The following is a 25,941-nucleotide window of genomic DNA, read 5'->3' on the forward strand; positions in this document are numbered from 1 at the left end:
GGGGCTGAAGCCCCTTTAGCGGGCGGCGTTGAGAGGCCCAAGGCTAAAGCCTTGGGTTACCTAGAAGCAGAGGCGACAGCTCTTGGCCTGCTGCTTGTAGCCTTTGCCTGCTGCTTGTGGCCTGCTCACTATCATCTTTTTCTTCTCTCAGTGGCTAACCCTACACGTGATCGATTTCGTGGAATGGCAGCGAGTTTGCGCTGGCGGTTTTAGAATGATTGGGTGAGGTGTGTGGGATGGGATTGAGCGATCAGCCGTTTGAGGTGATGTGTCCGGATTGTGGGGGGATGTTGAAGGTGGATCCGGTGACGCGGTCGGTGATTGCGCATACGTCGGCGCCGAAGAAGAAGATGTTTGAAGACTTTGGCGAGGCGGCGAAGGCGCTGCGCGATGCGGATGCGCGGAGGGATTCGATCTTTCAGCAGAGCGTGGATGCGCAGAAGAATAAGGATGATGTGTTGGCGAAGAAGTTTGCCGAGGCGGTGAAGAAGGCGAAGGAGACTCCGTTGACTGAGCGGCCATTGAGGGACTTCGATCTGGATTAGTTTGAGGTAATTTATGTGCGACTTCCCTCGAAGATGAGCTAGGGTGCAAAGACTGCATCCCTCGTCTGGCTGCGGAAGCTAAATATAAGTCGCTGGCGGCGGGGTGCGGGGCTGCTCATTGTTTGCGAACGCAGCTCGAACTTACCGTGGTGCGAGAGCCTCGGGGATGTGCGCAGGGGACTTGTGCTTGCAGGAGGATCTTGCGTGATCGTCTGCAGGAACGAGAGTGGAGCTGGTCATCTTGCCGGGGAGCATCTCGATTTTTTCAAAGAAACTGCTGCCGGCGTCCAGCTTGATCCCGTAGACAGTGGTGGTTTGGAAGCCGGGTATCTGAAGGGTGAGTGAGTAGGTTCCTACGGGAAGTCTGGAGAACTCATAGCTTCCATCGATCTTCGTGAGTGTGCGAAAGTTCGCATCGGTTGCCTGGGCGGTGATGACGAGGGGTGCGTGATGGAGCGGGTTGCCCTCTGAGTCGGTGACAGCGCCGCGGATGCCTCGGCAGGTGTCTTCAGCTTTCGCAACTGGGATGCATGTGAGGATGAGGAGGAGCGATCCTATCGCACAGGAATATAGCTTCGGCGGTCCGGTACGGTGGGTTTTTGCTGAATGGGAGCCCGCTTTGCGACGGGTCTCCCAAACAGCAGGGGGTATCACTGGCTCAATTAAATTGTTCGACGCTGTTGAAGGTCCATCCATGGATGGATGAACTATAGGGCGGGATTGTTCGGATTCCTATGACCAGTTCAAGCAATTCCTATATAGCCACCGCGGGTGAAGGAGGATGTGGAGTTGCGGTGGGCGATTAGGAATGGCTCGTCGGAGACGATACACTGAAGAAATGCCACCAATCTTAAATGCGCAGGGTTTGACCAAGGCCTTCGGCGCAACGCCTTTGTTTCGTGAGATCAGTTTTACCGTTTCGGATGGAGATCGTATTGGGCTCATTGGGCCGAATGGCGCGGGGAAGTCTACGCTGCTGAAGGTGTTGGCTGGGGATGAAGACGCTGATGCCGGTGATGTTGCAGTGCGGAAGCGGGCGCGGGTTGGGTATGTGCAGCAGGAGTCGGTGTTTGCGCCTGGAGTGACGGTGCGTGAGGTGTTGGAGGCTGCTCTGGTACGGGCTAAGGTCTCCGAAGGCGAGCATGAGGGTCGTCTGCGAGAGACGAGTGGACGGACGGGTTTTCCTAGTCTGGATGCTGAGGCTGCGAGACTGAGCGGAGGGTGGAGGAAGCGGCTGGCGATTGCAGAGACGGTAGTGACGCATCCGGATGTGCTGCTGCTGGATGAGCCGACGAACCATCTGGATTTAGCCGGGATTGCGTGGCTGGAGGAGTTGTTGAATGAGGGTAGTTTTGCTTGTGTGCTTATCAGCCATGATCGTTATTTTCTTGAGAATGTTGCGACAGAGATAGTTGAGTTGAACCGTGTGTATGCCGAGGGGTTGCTGCGGGTGAAGGGGACTTACTCAAAGTTTATTGAAGGCAAGCAGGCGTACATGGAGGCGCAGAGCAAGCTGCAGGACGCGCTGAAGAATCGCGTGAAGATTGAGGTGGACTGGCTGCGGCGCGGACCGAAGGCGAGGAGCACGAAGGCGAAGGCGCGGATCGACAATGCGCAGGATCTCATTGGGCAGTTGAAGGAAGTGAACTCGCGGGTGCAGACGTCGAGCGCGGGAATTGATTTTTCGGCGACGGATCGGCAGACGAAGCGGCTGGTGGAGTTGGAAGATGTAAGTGTTGTGCTGGGGGATCGGAAGATTGTTGAAGGACTGAATTTTCTGGTGACCTCGGGGATGCGCGTTGGTTTGGTGGGGCCGAATGGAAGTGGGAAGACTACGTTGCTGCGGTTGCTGACTGGCGAGTTGGAGCCTTCGATGGGAACGATAAAGAAAGCGGCTTCGCTGAAGATCGTCTACTTCAGCCAGATGCGCGAGCTGGAGGAGGGTGTGACGCTGCGGCGTGCGCTGGCTCCTGACTCGGATTCGGTGGTGTACCAGGGCAGGGTCGTGCATGTGGCTAGTTATGCGACGAAGTTTCTGTTTACGAGCGAACAGCTGAATCAGCCTGTTGAAAGATTGAGTGGAGGCGAGCGCGCGCGTGTGCTGATTGCGAAGTTGATGCTGGAGCCGGCGGATTTGTTGCTGCTCGACGAACCGACCAATGATCTGGATATCGCTACGCTGGAGATTCTTGAGGAGAGTTTGCTGGAGTATACGGGCGCGCTGGTGTTGGTGACGCACGACCGTTACATGCTGGACCGGGTGTCGACGATTGTGCTGGGGCTGGATGGCCGGGGCGGGTCGGAGATGTTTGCGGATTATTCGCAGTGGGAGCAGTGGCGGGGTGTGAAGGTGGAAGAGGCGATTGCTCCGGGGGCTGCTGGGGTTGCGGTTTCGCCGGCTGCTGCTTCTTCGACATCATCGAATGGGGCTTCGGGCGGGAAGAAGAAGCTTTCTTACCTGGAGGCTCGGGAGTATGCGGGGATCGAAGCTGCGGTGGAGGCGGCTGAGGATCGGCTGCAGACGGCTCGGGAGTTGATTGAGGATCCGGCGGTGGCGGTGGATGCGGCGAGATTGACGGCGGCGTTGGCTGAGATGGAGGCGGCGCAGGAGACTGCAGATGGGCTGTATGCGCGGTGGGCAGAGTTGACGGAGAAGGTTGGGTAGGATTCTTTTCACTGCGATGAGGCGGAGTGAAGAGAGCGGTGTCGCTTCGCTCGATAACCCACCCTTTGCGATGAGACTGCAAAGGATGGGGCACCCGTGTTTTGTGGATCACCTGGGTTCAGGATGGGCCATCGGGTTAGGTTGGGTCCCTCAGTTTTCGTGGTGTTCTGAAAGTTCTCCGCGAAGCGTTTACATCCGATATCGCGGGGGGCGACTCTTTTGTTACGCGGAATTTTTGTGTTTGGGGTTGGTGGTGTGTGGCTTTTTTCCCAAGTTATGCCAATCGGTTTCGATCATGTCGACGCCGTAGTGTTTTGCGGCGGCCTTGATGTTGGCAAAGGCCTGTTCGCGCTCGTGGTCGGTGACGTCTTTGACCTGGTCGAAGCGGGCGATGGCGTTGCGGACGTGAGAGGCGTTGTTCAACGGCTCCTTTCGCTTGTCGGGAAAAGCGTAGACAGAGGTCGGTAGTTCAGCACGTTCCTTTGCGTCGAGGGCTTTGTTGTCTTCGTGATGCTTCCAGGTCGCTTTCATCTCTCCTCCGGTGCTCGTTCCAAGCTTGCGGCGGAACGGGCGTCATGTGTGTTTGGATGATGGGTGGCGGTACGGCGTTGTTAGGTTGAGGCACGATCGGTGTGGTTTCGCGATATGCTGCTGTGACGATGAAAAAACTTATTTGTGCGATGGTTGTTGGTCTGGCGGTATCGTCTTGTGTGGCGCAGGATGCGGGAACGGCTCAGCACGTGGTTGTGTTGCATGCGGCGCGGATGCTGGATGTTGCTGCGGGAAAGATTGTGACTCCGGGTGAGGTGCTTGTAGAGGGGGAGAAGATTGCTGCGGTGGGGGCTCGTGTGGAACGGCCTGCAGGGGTCGAGGTGATCGATCTTGGCGATGTGACGTTGATGCCCGGATTGATCGATGCTCATGTGCATTTGTTTCTGCATCCGGGAACGGAGGATCTGCAGACGGTGCAGGAGAGCGTGGCAGAGAGGACGTTGATTGCTGCGGGAGCGGCAAAAGCGGACTTGATGGCGGGATTTACGGCCGAGCGGGATATGGGCAGCGAAGGTGCGGGCTGCGCAGATGTTGCGGTAAGGAATGCGATCAACTCGGGGTTGATTCCGGGGCCGCGGATGAGGATGAGTTGCAATGCGATCGATTTGACCGGCGGACATGAGGATGCGATTGGGTATAACCCGGCGCAGAAGGTGCTGTCGAATGCGGACTATGCCGATTCGAGTGACGAGATTGTGAAGGTAATGCGGGAGCAGCGCAAGGGAGGTGCGGATTTTACGAAGGTCTATGAGACGGGACGGGATTCGTTCCGGGATGGTGGGTTCAGTACGCCGTATCAGTACACGGAGGCGGAGTTGGCTGCGGCTGTGAAAGAGGCTGAGAGAGTGGGTGGTGGTGTGGGCTCGGGGCGCGGGGTTGCGGTGCATGCGACTGGTGAGCCGGGGACAGGGTTTGCGGTGAAGGCTGGTGTGGCGTCGGTGGATCATGCGTATCAGCTGAGTGATGCGACGATGAAGGCGATGAAAGAGAAGCAGATCTATGCGGTGCCTACGTTTGCGATCGCTGAGTACTTTGCGGATCATGCGGCGACGCCGGCGCGAGCGGAGTGGGATCGAAAGGAGCAGGTCTACCATGCAGCGGAGTTCAAGAGGCAACTGGCCGCAGGGGTGCCGATGGCTGTGGGCAGCGATGTGGGGCCGTTTCCGCATGGGACGCAGGCACGGGAGTTGGAGTTGATGGTTGAGTTTGGGATGAAGCCCGTCGCAGTGCTACAGGCTGACCTTTTGAATGGAGCGAAGCTACTGGGCTGGGGTGGATTGATCGGGGAACTGAAGGCGGGATATTACGCAGATGTAATTGCAGTGCCGGGAAATCCGCTGGAGGATATCTCGGTGGTGAAGAAGGTAGTGTTTGTTATGAAGAACGGGGTTGTTTATAAGCAGTAACGATTTTCGGGATGAGTTGTTTACGAAGGCGATCGGCTTGATCACTGTGAGGCTCTATTCGCGCGTTGCGTGCTGAGCTTTATCGGATGGGGGTAGGTGATGAGATATCCTTGAGCGAGCGCTATTGTGATGAGACGAAGATGATCGCAACAACGCAGGAAGGTTTGGTTTGACCAGTACTATTGTTCCCACAAAGGCGTCCCGCGAAGGCCGGCGGCTACAGTTTCTGGATGCTGCCCGTGGAATTGCCGCCTTCGCCGTCATGGTGCAGCATTCCTTTGAAGCGACGGTTCCGTCTTATCTGGCATGGTCGGTTCACCATGTGAACTTTGGCGCTTTCGGTGTGGTGATGTTCTTTCTAGTCAGCGGTTTCATTATCCCTGTCAGTATCGATCGAGCTGGGAAGCTGACGTTGTTCTGGGAGAGCCGTTTTTTCCGTCTCTACCCAATGTACTGGGTGAGCCTGATTGCGACGTTGGGCCTGGGATATTTCAAGTTGATTTCGCTGGCGCCTCAGTTTTTTAGCCATCCGATCACAATGTCTCTCGTAAACGTCACGATGTTTCAAACGTTCTTACATGTTCCCGATGCGCTCGGCGTTTACTGGACTCTATCGCTTGAGCTGCTGTTCTATATCGTTTGTTCGGTTCTGTTTGCCGCGGGATGGTTGCGCCGGTCGCTTTTGTGGGCATGGATGGCAGTTGGCACAATGGCATGTTCTGCTCTGACCCTCGGATTAGTATTTCATCGCTCGTTGCCAGCGGGACGGCTTGGGCTGCTTGTAACAGCGTTTGTAGGCACCGCAATCTATAACGCCTACACCGATCAGATGAATAAGAAAAATCTTTACAGTTTGCTTGCCGGATTGCTGCTGGCGCTTCTAATTAGTTTCTGGTTTCGGTTTCAGGTTTACCCATCGACGGCTGAGGCGGAAGGATGGAATCTGGTAGGAGTTTCTGTGTCGTGGGTACTGGCGTATGCCGTGTTCGGGATTTTACTAATGCTTCGTGATCGAGAATTTCCAAAGTGGATTCTGTGGATTGGCCGGATCAGTTACTCGCTCTATCTTGTGCACGGGCTTGTTCTGTTTCTCCTCCCGAAGAGCCTAAATCCAGTGGTCTTCGCTGTTGCGGTAGCGGGATTGTCCATAGCGATCTCGGGCCTTACTTACGAGTTTGTGGAGAAGCCCGCTATTGCTTTTCACCGCGATCGGATGAAGGCGCTTCGCTCGAGGCCGGAACCTAGTCTTTCTGCCCGGTAAGCGAGATTTTCTCAATGTTGCGTGAGAGCATTCGTCGGGCGTAACGTGATTCCACCTTCAGCGGACGGTCTCGATCCCATTCTTCGTGGCGCTAGTAATTTTATTAGTTTTCGTCAGGTGTCAATTCTTAGATACTAATCACAATCGATCAGACGATCCGCTTTTTGTTGGTTAAGGGCAGGATCGGAATTAATGATCTTCATCTTTCAAGGATCACAATGTCTAAAGACCGACCCGTAGTTGGAATTGACGGAGTTGCGCTTCCAATCCTGCCGCCTGAGCGCGATGCGCGCGTCTGGGCTCGGCTTGTGCGAGTGATGTTTTATCTCCCGGGATTTATGGCGCTGCTTCTTATTAAATCGGGAGAGCCTTCGAGCTTCGGGATTACGGTGGAGCTTCTGATGTTGTCAAGCGGAGCGGCGATTATAGGTGGCCTGTTCATTGGCGCGCAGTCGTCTGGCGCTGGCGCGGATCCTTCGTCGAAGGTGGGCACGTGGAGCGGGTCGCTCGTGCTTGAACTGCTCGCTGTGGTTCCGTTCTTATGTGCGGTACCGCCGCTGTTTCATGAACTAGCGCACAGCAGGCTACTACACACTCTGGCACCGGGCGCTGTCGACGTCTCTTTGGGGGCCTCTGAGATTTTGCCGGCGGTAGCGATCGTGCCCTTCATGGTTTACGAACTCGCCGGGTTTGGCACGCTGCACTTCATCGTGTCGAAGCCGATGAATTGGATCATCAACATGGGAGTCCTCTGCCTGATCATTGGCGGTTATATCTCTAACCTTAAGGATGCTTTCGATTTTGAAAGAAAGTTTGATGGAGCTTTGGTCGCCGCCATGACGATCACGGTATTTTATGGGGTGCTCAAATTAAAGCGATTGCAGACGGCTTACGATGCGGATCGTCCGCCAAAGGCTCCAAAAGAATAGATTGGCTTACAGCAAGCGACAGCCAATCTATTTTGCGGCGAGTGTTGCTCTCGACGAGAGGTTTGGCCGACGATACGCGCGTGCAAGCTGTTCGGTCAGGGGATAATGACCAACTCAGCGTTCGTCTGGCCGCACATTCCATAGATAGCCCCCGACATACAGGCGCCCGCGGAGTATTTGTAACATCCGGGCGTCTTTGCCACGACGGAGACGGCGCGATCGGTGCCGCCGATAATGGCGCCTCCGGGGTCAAACGGAGACGTGTCGCCAACGTCGACAACGAAACCTATATTTTTGCCGGTGCTCTTCCACTGGACCGTCGTTCCTGCTTTTACACAGAAGAGCGAATTGCTCTTAGCGTTTGGGATGTCGGGCGTTGACGAGGCCGCATTGGAGGTTCGTTTCACGTCGACAGAACACGGTGAGGAAGCGGAGCCACAGGTATTGGCTGCGTTGCACAACTGCGCGGGTTTTGCCTCGGAGCATCCGTACTTATTGCTCTTCGACTGGGCTATTGCAGAGGTGGACAGCATAACTATCGGTAACAACAGAGAGGTACATTTGCTTCGAAAGCAACGATTCGTTGTCATAGTTTGCCTCAAGAGTTCGGATCAGTCACAGCAGCGTCCCGATGATTTCGACAGAATCATTTGCATGGCAAGAAAAGTAAGCTCTTCCGCTAATTGACGCCTGCGGTTCCTGCCCAATCGAGGAGGTCGGAGAGCCTCCAGGGGTTCTGACTCAAATCAAGTTGCAACTGGCCCTCCTTGTTCAGGATCAATTGTGCTTCTGGATAGAGGACTCCTGTGCTCTTGCTCTTGTCCTGGTCGTTGAGTTCAAGGACGCCAGCGGTGAGGTTGAAAGACTGCGACTGAGTGTCGAAGAAGGCTTCTCCAAAACGGATCTGCCGGTTGGTGACGAAGACGATCTTTCGTCCGGTGGGCGTCGGCGTCATCTTGATGTATGCACAGTCATAACCGAGTGTTCCGGTGATTTCAACGTGCCCTACGGCTTTCATCTTTTGGAGGGCATTGACAAGCCCCTGATTTTGGCCCTTATCATATGCTTGTACCAGGGTGACCCGATCGGCAGGCGTTGAAAACTCGTAGATGTTTAAGGTGACGCCGATGTTTTGGCCCATTTGAGTGCCCGTCCCAAAGGCTTGAGCCTCGATGGTCTCAGTCTTGTCGCGGGCGAACCCGGGATGAGTGGCAAGTATGGCGATGCCGAGTACGACGAGGCTCTTGGCAGTAATTCTAGAAATTTTTGAGTAAACCGACATATCTCTTCTCCCGATCTGCAGCAATTTGGAGGTGATCTGCTGTTTCATGGGGAGTCTACGAACATTTACGGGCGACGCAAATTAGCAAAACTACTCGTTTCTGAAAAAAAATGCGCCAGGCGACTATGAATCCACAACGACAGAGGTTCGCGTAGTCTCGAGTTTATGGCCGGAAGGGCAGTCAGATCACGTCCTCGAAAGCCGCAACCGGTGGTTCATATATTTTTATTTGCCAACTTCTGCGTATTCGCTCAGATAGTAAGTATGGGCATCAGAAGTGATTCCAAAAATGTTGACACTATCAATTCGCACGAGTATAAATCTAGTCTCACCCAGGGCCAGGTTACTCAAAATAAGTTAAAACTCGATCTAATATTCGAGATACCACTTAGCTGCCGATACTCTTTTTTCTCAATAATCGAGATTGCGCTTCCCCATGCCTCTGAAAAATATATTCAGGAGATCAGCTTTGAGAGAACAACGACCAGCTGCACGTATTCTGATCGCCGATGACCATCAGCTTCTAGCTGATGCATGCAAAAATCTCCTGGAGCCGGAGTTCTCAGTGGTTGGCATTGTTAACGACGGCCGTGATCTGGCAGACGCAGTTGCGGCGTCCAAACCGGACATCATCCTTCTCGATATTTACATGCCCCGCTTGAATGGGCTGGATGCGGGTGAGCAAGTCAAAAAGAAAAATCCTGGTATTAAGTTAGTGTTTCTTACGATGACGCTGGCCGCCGATGTGGCAGCGGAGGCGTTTCGTCGTGGTGCTTCGGGTTATGTTCTCAAACAGTCGGCTGGCACTGAGCTTTTGCTCGCGGTCCGTAAGGTCAATCGCGGAGAGTCTTATCTTTCACCGCTTGTTGCGAAGGAAACAGTCACATTTCTCCTTAATAAAAGAGAGCCTTTCACGGACGAGAAGCGTATTACGCGAAGGCAGAGCGAAATACTGCAGCTACTGGCGGAAGGGCTTTCGATGAAGCAAGTAGCTAGTATCATCGACGTGAAACCAGGCACGGTCGCTTTCCACAAATACCGGATGATGGAGACCCTTAACATCAGCACCAACGCTGAACTTTTGGGATATGCAATTAAACATCAGATGGTAGCTTCGTAATTTTCTAGCATCTGCTCTTCGGATGTTAAAGATCCTTCTACTTACGAGAGAAGTTTAACTCTGCTGTAGTAGCTCGTCCGACCCGTTCCCAAACAGATCATGGAAGTGACGCACAGCCAAGGTTGTCGCGACCTCGTGTCTCCCGATTTGCCAAAAGTTTAAGGGTTACCTAATACATTTGATAGTTACCGTTGACCCTGGATGTTTGAATAATGTCAACGTACCGCCTATTTATCGCGGATAAGGCTGTTGTACGGCGAGAGGTGCGATGCAAGATTTAGAAAGGCAACTATGAAGATCCGAGCCGCGCAATGCTTGCTTTTGATCTGTTTCCTGGCGGCTGGCCGATATGGTGATTCACAAGAGAGCCCTAAACTTGTCAAAAAGGATCGCCCAAAGCTTGGTCTCGTTCTCGAGGGCGGCGGCGCGTTAGGGCTTGCTCATATCGGAGTCATAACGTGGATGGAGGAGCATCGCATTCCCGTTAGCTATGTAGCGGGAACGAGCATGGGTGGACTGGTCGGTGGAATTTACGCGACTGGTCGCTCTCCTGCTGAGGTCAGGGAACTCATCAACGGCATCGACTGGGATCAAGTATTGAGTGGAGTAATTCCATTTCCAGACTTGTCCTTTCGGCGTAAGCAAGATGCTCACGAAGTGCCGGGGTCACTCGAATTTGGCTTGCGTGACGGGCTGCGGTTTCCTTCGGGGTTCAACACAGGTCAGGAAGTTAATCTAGTCCTAGATCGTGTTGCACTTCCATATTCGGAGATTTCTAGTTTCAACGATCTCCCGATACCGTTTGCGTGTGTGGCCAGCGATCTCATCACTGGCAAGCCACATGTCTTCCGCGATGGTTCCCTCGCGTTTGCTATGAGATCGACTATGTCACTACCGGGCATCTTCACGCCGGTTCGATCTGGAAAACATCTCTACGCAGATGGCTTCCTGCTCGACAATCTTCCGATAGACGTCGGCAAAGAGATGGGAGCCGATGTGGTGCTTGGAGTTCATCTAGAGACTGCTCCACTGGATCCTAAGACGGACTTGTCAAGCTTCGGCGTGCTGGGCCAATCCATCTCCGTTATGTCCGCTGTGAATGTCCTTCGTTCGATGGAGCAGGCCGATATCCTCCTAACAGTTCCGCTGCAAAAATACAGCACACTTGACTACAACAAGGCCGACGCGATCATTAAAGTGGGCTACGATGCGGCGGCCGCGAAGGCTTCCGTGTTATCTGCTTTTTCGGTGAGTGAAGCTGAGTGGGAGGAATATATTGCGGTTCGCAATTCTCGACGGAAGACTACACCAACGCCAAAATTTGTTGAGGTTGTGGGCGCTACCTCACCTGCAATGGCACAGGCGATGGAGAAGCAGATGTCTCCACTTGTTGGCGTGCCAGTAGACCCGAAGAAGGTGGACGATGACATGATGGCGATCGTTGGCCAGGGCCGCTTCTCTACTTCCACTTATTCGATGGTTGAAAAGAACGGCGAACAAGGGCTGCAAGTCCAGACCGAGCAAAAATCTTATGCTCCGCCCATCGTGCGTCCTCTCATCTTGATTGATGGCTCGGATTACAACAATGTCCTCTTTAGCATTGGAGCCAGGATCACTTTTATGGATGTAGGGAGCTATCGGTCAGAGTTGCGCACCGACGTGGTTCTCGGATCACAATATCTTTTGTCGGGCGAGTATTATCATCCGCTTACTACAACGAGTAACTGGTTTATCTCGCCCCGAGTTGGATTAAATAGCAACCAATTTAATATTTATTCAGGTGACACTCTGCAGGCCAGCTACCGTATACGTCAGTACCTCGGCGGCCTAGATGCCGGATACGCATTTGGGAGAACGGGCGAATTCAGGCTAGGCTACGAAGGCGGCTATGAGAGAACTCGTCCGGAGATTGGTAACGTGCCTGTGCTCCCGACGACTGCTGGGGCAACCGGGGACGTCAGGATCCAATACCAGCTCGTTACACTTGACGATCCCGTCATCCCTCGCTCTGGCACCAGCCTGCTGATGTACACGAAAGGGTACAACACGAATCCCGCCGCGCCGGGGCCCTTTCCTTTATCTGAGATACAGGCTCAGCATTTCTTCCGTCTGAGCGCTCCGACGTCTGTTTTTGTTACCGCCGCAGGCGGCAGCAGCTATGGCTACAAGACTGGAATACCGACGTTCTCTCTCGGCGGTTCGCGTCAGTTGGTTGCGTGGAGCACGAATGAATTGCTTACGAATCAATATTTTCTTGGGCAACTGGGCTATATTCGGCAGTTGGCGAAGCTACCGCCGTTTTTAGGCAGTTCGATTAACCTTCTAGGCGTATTTGAGGTAGGGAAGACATACAAGCTTCCCAACTGGGTCAGCCCACCAAACCTCCCACTGGATGGTGCAGCAGGGATTCTCGTGAACACGATCTTTGGTCCGGTGCTGATTGCCGGTTCCGTTGGCGACTACGGCCATGCGCGCTTCTTTTTCCGAATTGGTAGGGTCTTCTAAGCTTTAATACATCGCACCAAATCGATGGGTGAGTAGTTCACGATTGATGTCCAAGGTCCGAGAGTACACTGGATCGCGTTTTTCTAATTGATGTACTTTTTGGCGTAAGCGCTGGTTCGCTCGACGCGACTAACGATGCGCGCCTACCATCGTTTGGTTTGCGAAGCGGTGGGTGGAGCATTGGATGCAAACCGACCTCCGCTGAAAACAGTATCAATGGCCCGGATAAGATCTTCAGTCACGCGAGACTTAAAGACGTAGCCGAACGCACCGAGGTCAAACGCAGCACTCACAAAATCAATATCTTCATGTACTGTCAGGAAGATTATCTTCACAGGGGAACCGATGTCTTTTAAGCGCTTTGCGACTTCGAAGCCAGTCAGATCACCTAAAGAGACATCCAAAATGGCAAGGTCAGGGCCGAGCATGGCGATCTGATCTAAGACAGAAGCGCCGTTAGAAAGAGCCGCCACGACTTTATACTCCGTTTGCAACATCTCTACGAGAGTTGTCAATAAAGCAGGGTTGTCATCTGCTAACAGGAGCGCCGGGGATGCCACAATCTCTGTCATCATGGATGAAATTCCTGTGTATGGCTCCGCGAATCATTACTATATTTCCACTCGAAGTAGGTATCTACTAGCAAAAGTACGGGTAATCGAGTGCGAATCTACCTACAGTTCAAACTTGTCGACGGATGCTTTGTATAAGATCACCAGTCTTAGAAGATTGATTCCTGGATGTTGGCTAAAGCTTTTAGGTGTTCTTAGACTTAGCTTTAGCTCTGCGAGTAGTATGTGGGACAATCGATGTCTGTTCGACACTCGATATTGGGTAACCACCGCGTGGAGTTAGCATGCAAAGTGGGGATAGATACGCATAAGTTAGGCGGAGGCGTTGATCTTGTACGACTATTCACGCATTCCTGCATCTGGCCGAAGTTGGACGCATCGTATTGTGTTTCTGCTTAGCTGCTGTTCGCTCTGGCAGATGACGGCCACAGCTTGTGGCGAGCAAAGTCGTCGTGCCCCGGTGTTCTATGAGGCGGGGCGGTGGTCAACTACTACAGATCGTGCAGATCGCGAGATACGGACCACCTATCACGCAGGGTCAGAAGAACATGACTCGCCGAGCGATGGGGTCGTGCTCAACCGTGAGCCGTCGGTGATACAGGCGTATGGGCGCTATGTGTTTGGTGGGCTGGTTCTTTTATTTGGGCAGCTGCTGTTGATCCTCCAGTTGTTGAGCCAGAGGGCAAAAGAGAGAACAATCAGGCGGCATCTGCATGAAAGCGAGGCTCGGCTTCGTGAGGCTCAGAGTATTGCTCGATGCGGTAGCTGGGTATGGGACATTGCGAAGAATGAGGCACATTGGTCTGACGAGATGTATCGCATTCTCGGGTGGAGTTTGGGAGACGTTCCTCCGGCAAACCGTACGCTACCCGTGGGTGATGGAGCGCAGTATGCAGCGAAGATGAAGAGGGTCTCTGAGATAGATCTGAGCTACAGCGAGGAGTATCGGGTTGTACGGCCTAATGGGGAAGAACGAATTGTTGTGGAGTCGGGACAGCCTAGGTACGACTCTCAGCAGAGACCTCTGTTCGTCGTGGGAACGTTGCTCGATGTTACGGAGATGCGGCTCGCGGTGCAGGCGTTACGTGAGAGCGAGGAGCGCTTTCGTATGATGGCGGATGGTGCTCCAATCATGATGTGGATGTCTGGCGTCGACCGACTTTGCACGGACTTCAATCGGAGCTGGCTCAATTACACGGGGCGTTCGATCGAGGAGGAGGTGGGCGATGGATGGGCGACCGGTGTCCACCCAGATGATTTGCAGCGATGTTTGAAAGTTTACGGTGATGCGTTCGACGCGCGAGTGGCCTTTTCTATGGAGTATCGTCTGCGGAGATACGACGGCCAGTACCACTGGATCAGTGATGATGGCTCGCCTCGGTTTCTGAGCGATGGAACCTTCGCCGGTTATATCGGGTGTTGTTTTGATATTCACGATCGTAAGGCGATGGAGACGTCCAGAGTTGAGTTGGCCCGTCGTCTGATGGGAGCGCAAGAGGCGGAGCGTAGCCGCATCGCTCGAGAGCTTCACGATGGCATTGGCCAGGAGATCGCTTTGCTTAGTATCCAGATGCAACGGGCTTCGGCGTCGATGTGGCCAAAGTCGGATTCCAAAGACAACGAGATGCAGCAATTTAGTAACAAACTGGCGGCGATAGGCGTACATGTGAGTCATCTGTCTCATAAGTTGCACTCCTCCGAACTGGAGTATCTGGGGCTGGCGGTTGCAATTACGAAGCTGTGCCGGGAGTTCTCTGAAGAGTACCCAATCAAGGTCTCGTGTGCTTGCAGGAATATCCCCAAAGACCTGAATAGCGACATAGGACTTACTTTTTTGCGAATTGTGCAGGAGGCTCTGCACAATGTCGCAAAACACAGCGGCGCCAAGACAGCGCATGTTGAAGTAACCGGGACGAGTGAGGAGATTGGCCTTAGTGTTTATGACGATGGCGTTGGCTTTGACGTTCCACGGTCGAAGACTGCCGCAGGTCTGGGGCTTGTGAGTATGCGCGAGAGGATATATCTACTTGGCGGTGTGCTTACGATCGATTCTGCGATGGGGGCGGGAACAACCGTGCGTGCCTTGGCTCCATTGGCAGCGGTTTCGCTGCAGACGCTGGACGCGTTATGAGATTTTTTGGGAGCAATCGTCAATAGGAAGTGGCGATGTGACGATTCCGCGATGGATTGACTGGCTATCATTGCGCTATCGATGAGCACAGCGACAGCCCTCCGTGTCGCAGGTTAAATCTGCCTACTGCGTTTAAGAAACGTCGATTTTTTAGGAGCTCCACTGCTCGTCGGCGGATGGGCCATAGAGGGCGGGGACTGGGATGTCGTTGAGGCGGAGATAGACGCCGAGCTGCGCGGTGTGGTGGACGAGGTGGTTGAAGAACATCTGGCGGAAGGCGAGCGTGCGTGGGCCGTTGGAGATGATTTGCTCGCCGTAGCTGAACTTCCAAGGTGCCGCGAGAGCTTCGTCGGAGGCTGCGGCGATTGCGTTACGGCAGGCTGCTGCACCTTCGTCGAGTTTATTGAGGCAGGCCTGACGGGATTCAAAGACAAAGGAGGTCTGCGGGCGCGTGGGCTTGGCGAGGTCCATGCCGTCGTCGAGGATGATGTAGGAACCGAAGAGGGGGAGGGAGGCGCAATGTACGGCCAGTTTGCCGAGAGGCATCGACTTGTCATGACACTTCCAATCGTTTTTGCCTTCGGGGACCCGCTCGAGGGTGCGGCGGGTGTTGGAGATCTCGACGTCGTAGTCCTGGAGGAGAATTTCGGCGATGGTCATTTGTGGCTCCTTCTGTCTAGGAGGGAAGGATACTCGAACTGAGTGGGAGGAGGATGAAAGCAAAGGCGAAATGCGGAGAGAACGGGTTTCTCTGATTAGGATTTCAGGCAACGATCATGAGGTCACGTTGTGCGAGGAAGGAGAGCGGTCTCGCTTCGCTCGATAACCCACCCTTTGCGGTGAGATTGCAAAGGATGGGCCACCCGTTGTTTATTTGGGGAGCTAGAGGCCGGTGATGTTGAAGCCGCAGTCGACGAAGGTGATTTCTCCTGTGATGCCGCTGGCGAGGTCGCTGGAGAGGAAGAGGGCGGTGTTGCCGACTTCGAGGGCGTCGACGTTGCGATGGAGTGGGGCGCGCTGTTCGACGGCGGTAAGGATGGTGGTGAAGTCGCTGATGCCTCGGGCGGCGAGGGTTTTGATGGGCCCGGCGGAGATGGCGTTGACGCGAATTTTTTTCGTGCCCAGGTCGGAGGCGAGATAGCGAACGGCGGCTTCGAGTCCCGCTTTAGCTACTCCCATGATGTTGTAGTTGGGGAACACCTTTTCTGCGCCGTAGTAAGTGAGAGTGAGGATGGAGCCGCCTTCGGCCATGAGAGGCTCTGCGGCACGAGCAAGCGCGATGAGGGAATAGACGCTGATGTCGTGGGCCATGCGGAAGTCTTCGCGGGGAGTTCGCAGGACATTGTTTATTTTCATATTGGGCGCGAATCCGATGGAGTGGACGAGGATGTCGAGCTTGCCATAGACGTTTTTGAACTGCTCGAAGACGGCGTCGATGTCGGCGTCGATGGAGACGTCGCAGCGGAAGGTTTTGGTGCCGGGGAGATCGGCGGCGAGCTCTTCGGCTTCGCGCTGGAGACGCTCGCTCTGATAGCAGATGGCAAGGGTGGCGCCGGCTTCGGAGAGCTTCTGGGCGATGGCCCAAGCGATGCTGCGTTTGTTGGCGAGGCCGAAGACGACGGCGACTTTGCCTTTGAGATCGATCATGTTGTTGAGTGTCTCCTGTTCTTTTATGCAGGTTTGAGGATATCAGTGGAGGGTGGGGTGTGGGTTTGAGCGGAGTGGCGAAGTGGTAAAAGCGGCCTCGCTTCGCTCGATAAACCACCCTTTGCGGTGAAGCTGCAAAGTATGGGCCGCCCGGTTTTTCTGGCTGCGTGAGGATGGATGGGCCACCCGGCGTTCAGGTTGGGGCGTCCGGAGTTGGGGCTACCCGGAGTGGGCGCTGATGAACTTCTTTTATAGTGGAGGCGGTGGTTGAGGAGGCTTTTGGATGTCGGAGTTTTCGCGGAGAAGGTTTTTGCAGGCAAGCGGTGGGTCGGCGATGGCGGCGGTGTTACCGGGGGCAATGATGCTTGGTCAGGAACAGACGGGGCAGACTGCAGCGAGTGGAGATCGGGTGCGGTTTGCGAGTATCGGCGTGGGGATTCAGGGATCTTCACTGCTGCGGGCTGCTGTGACGCTTCCTCAGGCACAGTGTGTGGCGGCGTGCGATCTGTATGACGGGCGGCATACGCTGGCCAAGGAGATCGCCGGGCCGCAGGTCAAGACGACGCGGCGGTATCAGGAGATTCTGGATGACAAGAATATTGAAGCTGTGATCGTCGCGGTGCCGGATCACTGGCATAAGCAGATTACGGTGGATGCAATTCGTGCGGGGAAGGATGTGCACTGCGAGAAGCCGATGGCGCACACCATTGGCGAGGGCGAGGAGATGGTCGCCGCGGTGAAGGCGAGCAAGCATTTTGTGCAGGTGGGTTCGCAGCGGGTGAGTTCGCAGGTGTTTAAGAAGGCGAAGGAGCTGTACGACAGCGGAGCGATTGGTGAGGTGCATCAGGTGGAGTTGCAACTGGGCAGAAACTCGCCCGGTGGGGCCTGGGTGTATCCGCCACCGCTTGATCTGTCGCCGGAGACGCTGGACTGGGTGACTTGGCAAGGGACGGTTGCGAAGAAGGCGTTCGATCCGATTGCGTTTGCGCGGTGGCGTGCTTTTCATGAGTACGGCACGGGGATGGCGGGGGATCTGATGGTGCATCTGCTGACAGGAATGCAATTTGTAACCGGCATCAACGCAATTCCGGATAAAGCGTATTCGGCTGGCGGAATCTATCGGTGGAAGGATGGGCGGAATATGCCGGATCTGATGGTGACGACGTTCGAGTACGGCAATGTGCCGGTGACGGTGCGGTTGACGCTGGGGACAGAGACGCCGGAGGTGACGCGGATCATGGGGCCGAAGGGAGTGATTGAGGTTTCGAATACCAATCAGGTGACGCTGATCCCTGAGCTTGGGGTGGATCGGTCGCCGGCGTATGGAATCAATGGGTTTCCGGCGGCGATGCATGCGGCGTATGAGAAGCAGTGGCATGCTGAGCACGATGCGTTTCTTGCTGAGCATCCTCTGGATGACACGATGACGTGGAAAGGGCCTTCGTGGGACGAGTTGAGACCGCATCTGGCTACGTTTTTTGATGCGGTGCGGTCGAGGAAGCCGGTGGTGGAGGATGTCGTGTTTGGGCATAATGCGGCGGCTGCTTGCCACATGGCGAATGCTTCTTACTTTGAGAATAAGGTGGTGTTTGGTAAGGGATAATTATCGGAGTTCGATGGAGACGCGGCGTGGAATAGATTGCGCTAATGAGACCAGTAACTCGCTCGTCGCGAAAGGAGTTCGCCAGCTTCGGAAGCTTTCTGGCTTTTGTTCTCGCTTTGCGCGACGAGCTTCAGGCCCCGAGCTGTGATGGTTCCGGTGAAGACTCCATCGCAACTTTCGTCCCGCGTGTGTACCGTGAATTGGATTTGATTGCCATTGATTGATACAGGCACGAAGACTGGATCGCTTGGCGCGCCTTGGGAGCACTGAAAGATTGCATAGGCCGTTTGGTACTGAGGAATGATCGTTATTTCGGTGCCGACTACGTCGCCGGTTTGGGCAATGTAGTGCATGCTGCTGAATGTTCCGAAGGCTGGACCATGACGCTGATCGGGGGTTGATTGTGCTTGTGCTGAGGTTGCGAGGACAACAAATAGAGCAAACGAGGATCGTTGTACTAAGACGCTCACACTTTCTCCTGTATTTCTCTGCTGGGGGTAGTGGTTCTGCTAGTTGAGTGTGAGCCAGTCGTATTGGGCGTCGGTGAGGGGGACTACGGAGAGGCGGAACTGCCGGAACATGATGGAGTCTTTGAAGATTGCGGCGGCGCGGATGGCGTCGAGGGGCTTCTCTGTCTTGAGGCGCTTGACAGGCTGGATGCGCACCTGCGGGTTTTTCGGATCTGTGGCGTCGACTGAGACTACCTTTGCTGTGCCTACGGCTGCTTTGCCGACGACGGAGTGGTAGATGACGAGCTTGTCACCTTTTTTCATGCCGCGAAGATTGAGGAGGGCCTGGTTGTTGGAGATGCCGTCCCAGGTGGTCTCGCCGTCGCGCTCGAGGTCTTCGAAGGAGTATTTGGTGGGTTCGGTTTTGAGCAGGTAAGGCATGATCTTTTCTCTCCCTTTTTATAAGTTAGTTTAGCCGCCCAGGTCGACGAGGTTCACTTCGGTGACGGGTTGACCGAGGAAGTTAGAGCCTAAGCGCTGGAATTTTTCGATGGAGTCGGTGGCGTAGAAGGTGGTGGTGGGGTGGTCTATCGTGGCTGGGTTCGGGAAGTGCTCAGTGACTAGCGCGGCGGTGGCGCGGGCGGTGGCAGCGGCGGAGTCGATGATGGTGAGGGGGTGGTTGATGGAGGCGAGGGTGCGGTGGATGGCTGGTTCGATGAGTGGGTAGTGGGTGCAGCCGAGCAAGAGGGTTTGGGTCGCGGGGGCGGACGCTAGCGCCTCGGTCAGGTAGATCTTCAGGACGTCGTCGGTGACGGGGTGGTTCGTCCAGCCCTCTTCAACGAGTGGGACGAGGAGGGGGCAGGCTTTTTCGCAGGCTTCGAGGCCGAGCGCGTTGAGGGCGTGGGTGTAGGCGTGGGATTGAACAGTGGCTGCAGTGGCCAGGACGAGGACGTGATGGGGTGCGTCGGGGGTTGGTTGAGTTGAGGCGGCGAGGGCAGCGTGGGCTCCGGGTTGAACAACGCCGATGACGGGGATGGGCAGGGCTTGCTGGATGTCTTCGAGGGCGAGTGCGGTGGCGGTGTTGCAGGCGATGACGAGGAGGTCTGCGCCTTGCTCGTGGAGGAACTTTGCGCTGGAGACGGCGTAGCGGGCGATGGTCTCGCGGGACTTGGAGCCGTAGGGGAGGCGGGCGGTGTCGCCGAGGTAGATGTAGTGGGCGTTGGGGATGAGCGGGAGGAGCGCGCGGAGGACGGTGAGGCCGCCGAAGCCTGAGTCGAAGACGCCGATAGTGAGGGGTTTTGTAGTGGTTGGCGGCTGGGTTTGGTTCGTGCTTTCGGTCATCTTGCCTTCGATTATGGTCCGTCGGTTGGGGGGACTGGATGGGTGGTGGTGTCGGTTGCGGGGTAGGTGCGGAGGAGGTCGGCATGGCCGGCGAGAGTGTCGTGAGGCTGGCCGTCTACCAGGAAGCGAATGGAGGTGACCTGGGGTAGAACGGCGTGGAGGGTGCCGATGATCGATTGCACGGTGAGGGCTTCGACCAGGACGCCGGAGGGGTGGTTATCGATGAAGGAGCCGCGGAGGTTGACGACTGCCAGCTCAGTGATCTTCTGCGGGTTGGTTTGGGCTGGCTCGCTGAGTAAGAAGACGTCGTCGACGGCGGGGCCGCTTTGGAGTGGATGAGCGGAGGCGGGCTGGGCGTAGCCGGTGAGGAGATGGTCGAGGAGGGCGCGGGCGCGGACGGTGGGCTCCTGGGGGAGCGCGAGGGATTTGATGGTGGGAGTGATGGAGGCGTCGGCGTCGTTGGCGACGTAGAGGGTGACGTCTTCGGTGTTGGCGGTGGTGGGGGCGGCGATTGGTGTCGCGTCGTTGAGCGCGGCGAGGCGCTTGTGGGCCTGCTGGCAGCCGTGGAGGAGGAAGGCGGCCATGAGGAGGATGCCGGCGATGAGGCTCCAGAAGAGGATGCGCTGGTAGCGGGGGATCATCGTGGGGCTCCTGCTGTCAGTTGGCGGCTGCGCCAGGAGTTGAGGCCGGCTGCGATTGCCTGGGCGATCTGTTGCTGGTAGTTGGCGTCGGTGACGGGGGTGGTGTCATCGTCGTGGGTGAGGGGGGCGATCTCGATGGCTATGGCGGGGCAGGTGAGGTTGTCGAGGGGGCGGATGGAGGCCCGGGTGACGAGGACGGGAAGTTTGCTGTGGAGCAGGGCGAGACCGACTTGGTTGGCGAGGGCCAGGCTTTGGGGGATGGAGGCTGCCTGGGCGGTGTTCCACGGGATGGGGTGGTGGGCGTCGGGGTCGTAGGTGTCGTCGGGCGGCGGGAGCTCGGAGGTGATGAGGTGGATGCCGTTGCCGCTGTCAGTGCCGTGGAGGATGATGCAGGCGGTGGGGTGGGCGTGGTTGGCTATCTCGGCGCGCTGGTCGGTGGTGAAGGTGACAGTGGGGTCGGATTCGTGGGTGGAGATGATGGAGAAGCCGGTGGTGGCGAGGATGGCGCGGAGACGGGCTCCGAATGCCATGGTGAAGGATTTTTCGGAGAGGGTGTCGGTTAGTTTGGCGCCGGGGTCCGGGCCTCCGTGGGCGGGGTCGATGAGGATAAGGGTGCGGGGGGTGGGTTGCTGGGCTACGGCGGCTACGCTCGTCAGGAGGACAAGGGTTAGGCGAGCGACGATTTGCTTCAGGGGGAGGGTCAAGGGTTTGTTTGGTTGCGGTTTGATTGTAAATGGATGGGTTGGGGTGTGGGTCGTCAAGGCGAAATGCGGGGGTCTCTCCACTGCGCAGCTCACGATGAGACTGTGAGCTGCTTCGGTCGAGATGACGAGCGATTTTTCTGGTCCAAAGAGATTTTGAACAACTGTCGCAAGATCAGATTGTGGGAGGGAGGAGGCTGTCTCGCTTCGCTCGATAACCCGTCCTTTGCGGTGAGACTGCAAAGGATGGGTTTCCATTGTCTTTATGGCTCTGGGAGCAGGGGCTGTAACAGCAGATTCCTCCGCTTCGCTGCGGAATGACAACAAAAAACATGCAACGGCAACGCAACTTCAACGACAGCGGCAACAGCAACAGCAACAGCAGATTCCTCCGCTTCGCTGCGGAATGACAACAAAAAAACATGCAACGACAACAGCAACATGCAACGACAATAGCAATAGCAATAGCAGCGACAATAGCAGCGACAACAGCAACGACAACGACGCCGGCAACGACTGATTTCCGCTCTGGGGTTGGTTAGTCGAGGGCGTAGATGGCTAAGCCGCTTAGGAGTTTGGGGTAGAAGTCGGTGGATTTTTGAGGCATGACGTCGCCGGAGAGGGAGATGTCGCGGAGCTGGTCGAGGGTGATGGGTTTGATGAGGAAGGCGATGTTGGCGTCGCCGGATTGGACGAGGGAGATGGCTTCTTCGGCTTCGCGGATGTAGCGTACGTTGCCGAGGCGGGTGATGGTCTCCTGATCGAGGCCGAGGAGCTTGTCGAGGATGATGCGGTGGAGTTGGACGACATCGAGCTGGGCCTGCCGGGGGGAGATGTCTTTGAGTTGGGCGGCGATGATGTCTTGCTTCGGGGTGAGGAGGTAGTTGCCGTCGCCTGTGGCGGCGAGGAATGCCGTGCCGGGAGCGGCGTTGAGGGCGGAGAGGTCCGGGGTGGCTAGTTCTTTGATGTTGAAGAAGGCGCTGGCGCGGGTGATGAAGTCGGGGGAGGAGAAGTTTTCGATGCCGCTGACGACGCGGTGAGTGGGAAGGATGGTGATGCCGGGGGCATCCATGTTGACGAAGGTCATCATCATGGCGGCTTCGGGGAAGGATGGTGCGGGAAGCATGGGGCGGGTGTCGCCGTCGGCGATGACGGAGGGCGAGCTGTCCTCGTCGTCTGGATGTGCCTGGTTGAAGGGGAGTTTGAGTTGGGCGGAACGCTCTTTCGCGTAGGCTACCGAGGTCTCGTAGCGGTGGTGGCCGTCGGCGATGATGAGTTTCTTGTCGGCCATGGCGGTTAGGAGGAGATTGATGATCTGGGGATCGGTGATCTTCCAGAGGCGGTGGACGACGTTGTACTCGTCGGTGATGGCAAGGTCGGGCGCGGTGGTGTCTGGTCCGATCATGCTGCTGACGGTTTCGCTGGGGCCGCTGGCGCCGAAGATGAGTTTCTCGGCGGTGAAGGCGGGGTCGGAGTAGAGCATGTAGATCTGCTCGCAATAGGCGCGGGTGGCCTTGAAGAGGGCGAGGCGGTCGGACTTGTGCTTGGGGAAGGTCTGCTCGTGGCGGTAGACGACCTTATCGGCGTAGTCGTAGAGGTGGCCGAGGGCGATGAAGCCGCGGCGTTCGCGCATCTCGGAGGTGCCCGGGACGGTGTACGTCTGGGAGTAGCCGTAGACGGCGGCCTCGGACTCTTCGGCGAGGATGTGGTCGCGACGCCATTCGTGGAGGGTCTGGGCGGCGCGGGTGTAGACGTTGTGGGCTTTTTCGCCGTTGGGGAGGAAGTCCTGCGGTTCGGTGTCGTTGGGCTCGTGTTTGCCGAGGATAACGCGGATGAGGTTGTAAGGGCTGGCTTCGTAGTAGCGCTGCTGCATGGCCGGGGTGATCTTGTCGTAGGGCTGGGTGACGACGTCTTCCATGTTGACGCGGGATGGGTCGTAACGGAGGGCGCGGAAGGGGTAAAGACGGGCCATGCGGTTAGGGATCTCCAGAGTTTGAATTGAACTGATTGTACGGGTTTGGCGTAAAGAGACGGTTAGGAGTGAGGGAGCGAATCCGGAAGGGTACTGAAAACGTTGAGAAGACAGGTGGGGCCGCAGAGCGGGGGTGAAATGGTGACAAAAGGGCTTGACAGTGGGTCTATTATCTGTGGAACAACGCATTGAATGCTTTTAGCGTTGGGGGCAATAGGCTCGGGTAGTTGGCTAAATGAGACGAGGCGGCAATAGCCACTGGTTATGAGGCGACTGACGAGTTGCACAAGTTGCAAAGGTGCCACGATGAACATCGATGAGCAGGGCGGGGTGATTGTCAGGTGCGGAAGGGCGGCGCGTTGGTTGACGATGCGACGTGCTGTGATGGGGCTTGTTTTATTGCTGAGCGTGGGGTTGTGTGGCGCGAGTGTTTGCGGGGCGCAGGAGAATCCGCTGGATCAGGTGGCGACACCAACAGCACCGCCGCCGCCGAAGACGCCTGAGGAGAAAAAACCGTTGTTGGAAGGTGCCGACAACGTCGCTGCGCATGCGACATCGCGACGGGATGCGCGGATACGAGTGGATGTCAATCTTGTTCTGGTGCCGGCTACGGTGACCGATCCCATGAACCGTCTGGTGACTGGGCTGGAGCGGGAGAACTTTCAGGTCTTCGACAACAATATTGGCCAGGTGATCAAGAGTTTTTCGACGCAGGATGCGCCGGTGACGATTGGGATCATCTTCGACCTGAGTGGGAGTATGTCGTCGAAGTTTGTGCGGGCGCGAAAGGCGTTGAGTGAGTTTTTGAGGACATCAAATCCGCAGGACGAGTTTTTTGTCGTGGGGTTCAATGACCGGCCTGCGGTGATAGTTGACTATACGTCGGAGGTGGACGACGTCGAGGCGAGGATGGTGATGCTGAAGCCGGAGAACCGGACGGCGCTAATTGATGCGATCTATCTGGGCGTGGATAAGTTGAAGCAGGCAAAGTATGAGAGGAAGGCTTTACTGATCATCTCCGATGGTGGGGATAATCGGAGCCGGTATACGGAGGGGGAACTGCGGCGAGTCGTTAGGGAGAGCGATGTGCAGATTTATTCGATTGGAATTTTTGATCAGTATGCGCCGACGACTGAAGAGCAGCTGGGGCCGATTCTGTTGACCGATATCTGTGATATGACAGGGGGGCGGATGTTTCGGGTGTCCGAGTTGGGTGATCTGGGGGACATCGCTTCGCGGATCAGCGCGGAGCTGCGGAACGAATATGTGATCGGATATAGGCCTTCTGAGGTGAAGCAGGACGGGAACTGGCGTAAATTGAAGATACGACTCGTACCGCCGCCGGGGCTTCCAACCCTGACGGTACACAATCGCCAGGGGTACTATGCACCTTCGCAGTAGGATTTTTTGGCCGTGGACTGCTGCGGCGGGATTCATGTTGTTAGTTGGTGGCGCGAGCGGATGGGCTCAGCAGCCAGCGGCCTCGCAGGCTCAGGTGAAACAACAACCCGGTGCGGGACAGCCTTCGCTTACTGTCGACCGTGACCCAGTGGCTTCGCCGGATCCTGATTTGCCTGTGGCAAGCCAGACTGGAGCCGCAAAAGGGGGTACGACCGGGACGATCGGACGCGAGAACGGGAAGTACACGCTGCGGCAGGATGCGTATGAGGTGCGGCTGAATGCGACTGTGCTCGATGGCAGCGGGCGCTCGGTTCAAACGCTGGGTAGAGACGACTTCCACGTTTATGAGGATGGAGTTCCGCAGACGATTGCATCGTTTCGGCATGAAGATCTGCCGGTGTCGCTGGGGCTGCTGATTGATAGTTCGGGGTCGATGTATGACAAACGGCAGGCCGTGGATAAGGCGTCGGTTGATTTTGTGAAGCTGTCGAATCCTGAGGATGAAGAGTTTCTGGTGGACTTCTCTTGGGAGGCGTTCATCGATCAGGACTTTACGAACAGCATCGACAAGCTGCAGCAGGGGTTGGGATTTATTAAGTCGAGTGGCGGGACTGCGATCTACGACGCGCTGGTCGCTTCGGCGGATTATCTCGCGAAGAATGCGAAGCATCCGAAGCAGGTGTTGCTGGTTGTGACCGACGGTGAAGATAATGCTTCGAGCGCTACGCTGGAGCAGACGATTCGCAGGATTCAGGACCTCGATGGGCCGGTGATCTATTGCGTCGGGCTGCTGTTTGGCGACGACACGGATAAGCGCGAGTCGCGACATGCGCGTCGGGTGCTTGAGACGCTGGCGGAGCAGACGGGTGGGGCGGCTTATTTTCCGAAGTCGGTGAGAGATGTGGATGCGATTGCTGCGGAGGTCGCGCAGGATATCCGGACACAGTACACGATTGCGTATCATTCGACGAAGTCGCCGACACTAGGTGGGTACCGCGAGGTGCATGTGGAGGCGAAGTCGAAGAGCTTTGGAAGGCTGTCGGTGCGGACGCGAACTGGGTACTATCCGAGGGTGGTTGCGGATGCGTCGAAGGGTGGGGACGCGGGGTTCGGTCCCGGTAAGAAGAACGAATAGCGTAGGATCGCTGGTGGCGTAGCGGGGCACCGCTGCGGATATCTCCGTCTGTCGGTACGATGGGATATGACGGTCGATCGTGT

Annotated in this window: 25 protein-coding genes; 12 read left to right on the plus strand and 13 right to left on the minus strand. The window is 56.1% G+C overall.

The features are described from left to right. Positions 1–236 precede the first annotated feature (236 nt). Positions 237–545, plus strand: coding sequence for a hypothetical protein (locus RBB82_RS19040; RefSeq protein ID WP_433972319.1), 309 nt, complete (start codon positions 237–239; stop codon positions 543–545). 141 nt (positions 546–686) lie between these two features. Here the strand turns inward: RBB82_RS19040 and RBB82_RS19045 are convergent, their stop codons facing one another. Then, positions 687–1,199 (minus strand): carboxypeptidase-like regulatory domain-containing protein, encoded by a 513-nt coding sequence (locus RBB82_RS19045; protein ID WP_433972320.1) that lies wholly within the window; start codon positions 1,197–1,199, stop codon positions 687–689. Between the two features lie 184 nt (positions 1,200–1,383). Between RBB82_RS19045 and RBB82_RS19050 the strand changes: the two genes are divergently transcribed. Further along, positions 1,384–3,210: an ABC-F family ATP-binding cassette domain-containing protein gene (locus RBB82_RS19050; protein ID WP_433972321.1), complete on the plus strand. Its 1,827-nt coding sequence runs from the start codon at positions 1,384–1,386 to the stop codon at positions 3,208–3,210. 222 nt (positions 3,211–3,432) lie between these two features. Here RBB82_RS19050 and RBB82_RS19055 read toward each other — a convergent pair whose 3' ends face one another. Further along, complete coding sequence (locus RBB82_RS19055; RefSeq protein ID WP_433972322.1) at positions 3,433–3,741, minus strand: DUF6582 domain-containing protein; 309 nt, start codon at positions 3,739–3,741, stop codon at positions 3,433–3,435. A gap of 128 nt (positions 3,742–3,869) precedes the next feature. Between RBB82_RS19055 and RBB82_RS19060 the strand changes: the two genes are divergently transcribed. From RBB82_RS19060 to RBB82_RS19070, 3 genes are all read left to right on the plus strand, one after another. Next, a complete protein-coding gene (locus RBB82_RS19060; RefSeq protein WP_433972323.1) occupies positions 3,870–5,168 on the plus strand; it encodes an amidohydrolase family protein in 1,299 nt (432 codons plus the stop codon). Positions 5,169–5,337: 169 nt separating this feature from the next. Beyond that, positions 5,338–6,429 carry an acyltransferase family protein gene (locus tag RBB82_RS19065; protein ID WP_433972324.1) on the plus strand — a complete coding sequence of 364 codons (1,092 nt, stop codon included), beginning with the start codon at positions 5,338–5,340 and terminating at the stop codon, positions 6,427–6,429. A 218-nt stretch (positions 6,430–6,647) separates the two neighbouring features. Then, on the plus strand, positions 6,648–7,358 hold the full coding sequence (locus tag RBB82_RS19070) for a hypothetical protein (protein WP_433972325.1): 711 nt from the start codon (positions 6,648–6,650) through the stop codon (positions 7,356–7,358). Between the two features lie 95 nt (positions 7,359–7,453). Here the strand turns inward: RBB82_RS19070 and RBB82_RS19075 are convergent, their stop codons facing one another. Continuing rightward, positions 7,454–7,765 (minus strand): hypothetical protein, encoded by a 312-nt coding sequence (locus RBB82_RS19075; RefSeq protein ID WP_433972326.1) that lies wholly within the window; start codon positions 7,763–7,765, stop codon positions 7,454–7,456. 272 nt (positions 7,766–8,037) lie between these two features. Further along, entirely contained in the window at positions 8,038–8,640 is a 603-nt protein-coding gene (locus tag RBB82_RS19080) for a hypothetical protein (RefSeq protein WP_433972327.1), read from the minus strand. 469 nt (positions 8,641–9,109) lie between these two features. On the opposite strand from RBB82_RS19080, the gene RBB82_RS19085 reads away from it, so the two are divergent. Further along, a complete protein-coding gene (locus tag RBB82_RS19085; protein ID WP_433972328.1) occupies positions 9,110–9,760 on the plus strand; it encodes a response regulator in 651 nt (216 codons plus the stop codon). 291 nt (positions 9,761–10,051) lie between these two features. Continuing rightward, complete coding sequence (locus tag RBB82_RS19090) at positions 10,052–12,265, plus strand: patatin-like phospholipase family protein (RefSeq protein WP_433972329.1); 2,214 nt, start codon at positions 10,052–10,054, stop codon at positions 12,263–12,265. A 143-nt stretch (positions 12,266–12,408) separates the two neighbouring features. Here RBB82_RS19090 and RBB82_RS19095 read toward each other — a convergent pair whose 3' ends face one another. Next, a complete protein-coding gene (locus tag RBB82_RS19095; protein WP_433972330.1) occupies positions 12,409–12,840 on the minus strand; it encodes a response regulator in 432 nt (143 codons plus the stop codon). A 328-nt stretch (positions 12,841–13,168) separates the two neighbouring features. On the opposite strand from RBB82_RS19095, the gene RBB82_RS19100 reads away from it, so the two are divergent. Continuing rightward, positions 13,169–14,968: a PAS domain-containing sensor histidine kinase gene (locus RBB82_RS19100; RefSeq protein WP_433972331.1), complete on the plus strand. Its 1,800-nt coding sequence runs from the start codon at positions 13,169–13,171 to the stop codon at positions 14,966–14,968. Between the two features lie 150 nt (positions 14,969–15,118). Here RBB82_RS19100 and RBB82_RS19105 read toward each other — a convergent pair whose 3' ends face one another. Together RBB82_RS19105 and RBB82_RS19110 are read right to left on the minus strand one after the other, a co-directional pair. Further along, positions 15,119–15,628, minus strand: coding sequence for a DinB family protein (locus RBB82_RS19105; protein ID WP_433972332.1), 510 nt, complete (start codon positions 15,626–15,628; stop codon positions 15,119–15,121). A 222-nt stretch (positions 15,629–15,850) separates the two neighbouring features. After that, complete coding sequence (locus RBB82_RS19110) at positions 15,851–16,615, minus strand: enoyl-ACP reductase FabI (RefSeq protein ID WP_433972333.1); 765 nt, start codon at positions 16,613–16,615, stop codon at positions 15,851–15,853. A gap of 283 nt (positions 16,616–16,898) precedes the next feature. Here RBB82_RS19110 and RBB82_RS19115 point away from each other — a divergent pair, with 283 nt between their 5' ends. Beyond that, positions 16,899–18,218 carry a Gfo/Idh/MocA family oxidoreductase gene (locus RBB82_RS19115; RefSeq protein WP_433972334.1) on the plus strand — a complete coding sequence of 440 codons (1,320 nt, stop codon included), beginning with the start codon at positions 16,899–16,901 and terminating at the stop codon, positions 18,216–18,218. A 41-nt stretch (positions 18,219–18,259) separates the two neighbouring features. Here the strand turns inward: RBB82_RS19115 and RBB82_RS19120 are convergent, their stop codons facing one another. The 5 genes from RBB82_RS19120 to RBB82_RS19140 are packed head-to-tail and all read right to left on the minus strand — an operon-like array spanning position 18,260 to position 21,608. After that, positions 18,260–18,688: a hypothetical protein gene (locus RBB82_RS19120; protein WP_433972335.1), complete on the minus strand. Its 429-nt coding sequence runs from the start codon at positions 18,686–18,688 to the stop codon at positions 18,260–18,262. Between the two features lie 39 nt (positions 18,689–18,727). Next, positions 18,728–19,108, minus strand: a complete 381-nt coding sequence (locus tag RBB82_RS19125; protein ID WP_433972336.1) for an EVE domain-containing protein — start codon at positions 19,106–19,108, stop codon at positions 18,728–18,730. Positions 19,109–19,138: 30 nt separating this feature from the next. Next, entirely contained in the window at positions 19,139–20,008 is an 870-nt protein-coding gene (gene murI, locus RBB82_RS19130) for a glutamate racemase (protein WP_433972337.1), read from the minus strand. An 11-nt stretch (positions 20,009–20,019) separates the two neighbouring features. After that, positions 20,020–20,649, minus strand: a complete 630-nt coding sequence (locus RBB82_RS19135; protein ID WP_433972338.1) for a GerMN domain-containing protein — start codon at positions 20,647–20,649, stop codon at positions 20,020–20,022. Next, a complete protein-coding gene (locus RBB82_RS19140; protein WP_433972339.1) occupies positions 20,646–21,608 on the minus strand; it encodes an N-acetylmuramoyl-L-alanine amidase family protein in 963 nt (320 codons plus the stop codon). The genes RBB82_RS19135 and RBB82_RS19140 overlap by 4 nt, the downstream gene beginning before the upstream one ends. A gap of 7 nt (positions 21,609–21,615) precedes the next feature. Between RBB82_RS19140 and RBB82_RS19145 the strand changes: the two genes are divergently transcribed. Then, entirely contained in the window at positions 21,616–21,870 is a 255-nt protein-coding gene (locus RBB82_RS19145; protein WP_433972340.1) for a hypothetical protein, read from the plus strand. 18 nt (positions 21,871–21,888) lie between these two features. Here RBB82_RS19145 and RBB82_RS19150 read toward each other — a convergent pair whose 3' ends face one another. Then, positions 21,889–23,322, minus strand: coding sequence for a DUF1015 domain-containing protein (locus tag RBB82_RS19150; protein WP_433972342.1), 1,434 nt, complete (start codon positions 23,320–23,322; stop codon positions 21,889–21,891). Between the two features lie 306 nt (positions 23,323–23,628). Here RBB82_RS19150 and RBB82_RS19155 point away from each other — a divergent pair, with 306 nt between their 5' ends. Together RBB82_RS19155 and RBB82_RS19160 are read left to right on the plus strand one after the other, a co-directional pair. Then, positions 23,629–24,723, plus strand: coding sequence for a VWA domain-containing protein (locus RBB82_RS19155; RefSeq protein WP_433972343.1), 1,095 nt, complete (start codon positions 23,629–23,631; stop codon positions 24,721–24,723). A 34-nt stretch (positions 24,724–24,757) separates the two neighbouring features. Beyond that, positions 24,758–25,858, plus strand: coding sequence for a VWA domain-containing protein (locus RBB82_RS19160; RefSeq protein ID WP_433972344.1), 1,101 nt, complete (start codon positions 24,758–24,760; stop codon positions 25,856–25,858). The last annotated feature ends 83 nt before the right edge of the window (positions 25,859–25,941 follow it).

It is taken from the genome of Tunturiibacter lichenicola, assembly GCF_051013355.1.
In the GTDB taxonomy this organism is placed as follows: domain Bacteria; phylum Acidobacteriota; class Terriglobia; order Terriglobales; family Acidobacteriaceae; genus Edaphobacter; species Edaphobacter lichenicola_F.

Coding starts and splice junctions, on each gene's coding strand:
- RBB82_RS19095 (WP_433972330.1), bottom strand. CDS start 12,840: ATGATGACAGAGATTGTGGCATCCCCGGCGCTCCTGTTAGCAGATGAC.
- murI (WP_433972337.1), bottom strand. CDS start 20,008: ATGACCGAAAGCACGAACCAAACCCAGCCGCCAACCACTACAAAACCC.
- RBB82_RS19050 (WP_433972321.1), top strand. CDS start 1,384: ATGCCACCAATCTTAAATGCGCAGGGTTTGACCAAGGCCTTCGGCGCA.
- RBB82_RS19155 (WP_433972343.1), top strand. CDS start 23,629: ATGAACATCGATGAGCAGGGCGGGGTGATTGTCAGGTGCGGAAGGGCG.
- RBB82_RS19105 (WP_433972332.1), bottom strand. CDS start 15,628: ATGACCATCGCCGAAATTCTCCTCCAGGACTACGACGTCGAGATCTCC.
- RBB82_RS19080 (WP_433972327.1), bottom strand. CDS start 8,640: ATGTCGGTTTACTCAAAAATTTCTAGAATTACTGCCAAGAGCCTCGTC.
- RBB82_RS19040 (WP_433972319.1), top strand. CDS start 237: ATGGGATTGAGCGATCAGCCGTTTGAGGTGATGTGTCCGGATTGTGGG.
- RBB82_RS19110 (WP_433972333.1), bottom strand. CDS start 16,615: ATGATCGATCTCAAAGGCAAAGTCGCCGTCGTCTTCGGCCTCGCCAAC.
- RBB82_RS19160 (WP_433972344.1), top strand. CDS start 24,758: ATGTTGTTAGTTGGTGGCGCGAGCGGATGGGCTCAGCAGCCAGCGGCC.
- RBB82_RS19055 (WP_433972322.1), bottom strand. CDS start 3,741: ATGAAAGCGACCTGGAAGCATCACGAAGACAACAAAGCCCTCGACGCA.
- RBB82_RS19145 (WP_433972340.1), top strand. CDS start 21,616: ATGGCTCTGGGAGCAGGGGCTGTAACAGCAGATTCCTCCGCTTCGCTG.
- RBB82_RS19150 (WP_433972342.1), bottom strand. CDS start 23,322: ATGGCCCGTCTTTACCCCTTCCGCGCCCTCCGTTACGACCCATCCCGC.
- RBB82_RS19060 (WP_433972323.1), top strand. CDS start 3,870: ATGAAAAAACTTATTTGTGCGATGGTTGTTGGTCTGGCGGTATCGTCT.
- RBB82_RS19125 (WP_433972336.1), bottom strand. CDS start 19,108: ATGCCTTACCTGCTCAAAACCGAACCCACCAAATACTCCTTCGAAGAC.
- RBB82_RS19115 (WP_433972334.1), top strand. CDS start 16,899: ATGTCGGAGTTTTCGCGGAGAAGGTTTTTGCAGGCAAGCGGTGGGTCG.
- RBB82_RS19140 (WP_433972339.1), bottom strand. CDS start 21,608: ATGGAAACCCATCCTTTGCAGTCTCACCGCAAAGGACGGGTTATCGAG.
- RBB82_RS19070 (WP_433972325.1), top strand. CDS start 6,648: ATGTCTAAAGACCGACCCGTAGTTGGAATTGACGGAGTTGCGCTTCCA.
- RBB82_RS19090 (WP_433972329.1), top strand. CDS start 10,052: ATGAAGATCCGAGCCGCGCAATGCTTGCTTTTGATCTGTTTCCTGGCG.
- RBB82_RS19135 (WP_433972338.1), bottom strand. CDS start 20,649: ATGATCCCCCGCTACCAGCGCATCCTCTTCTGGAGCCTCATCGCCGGC.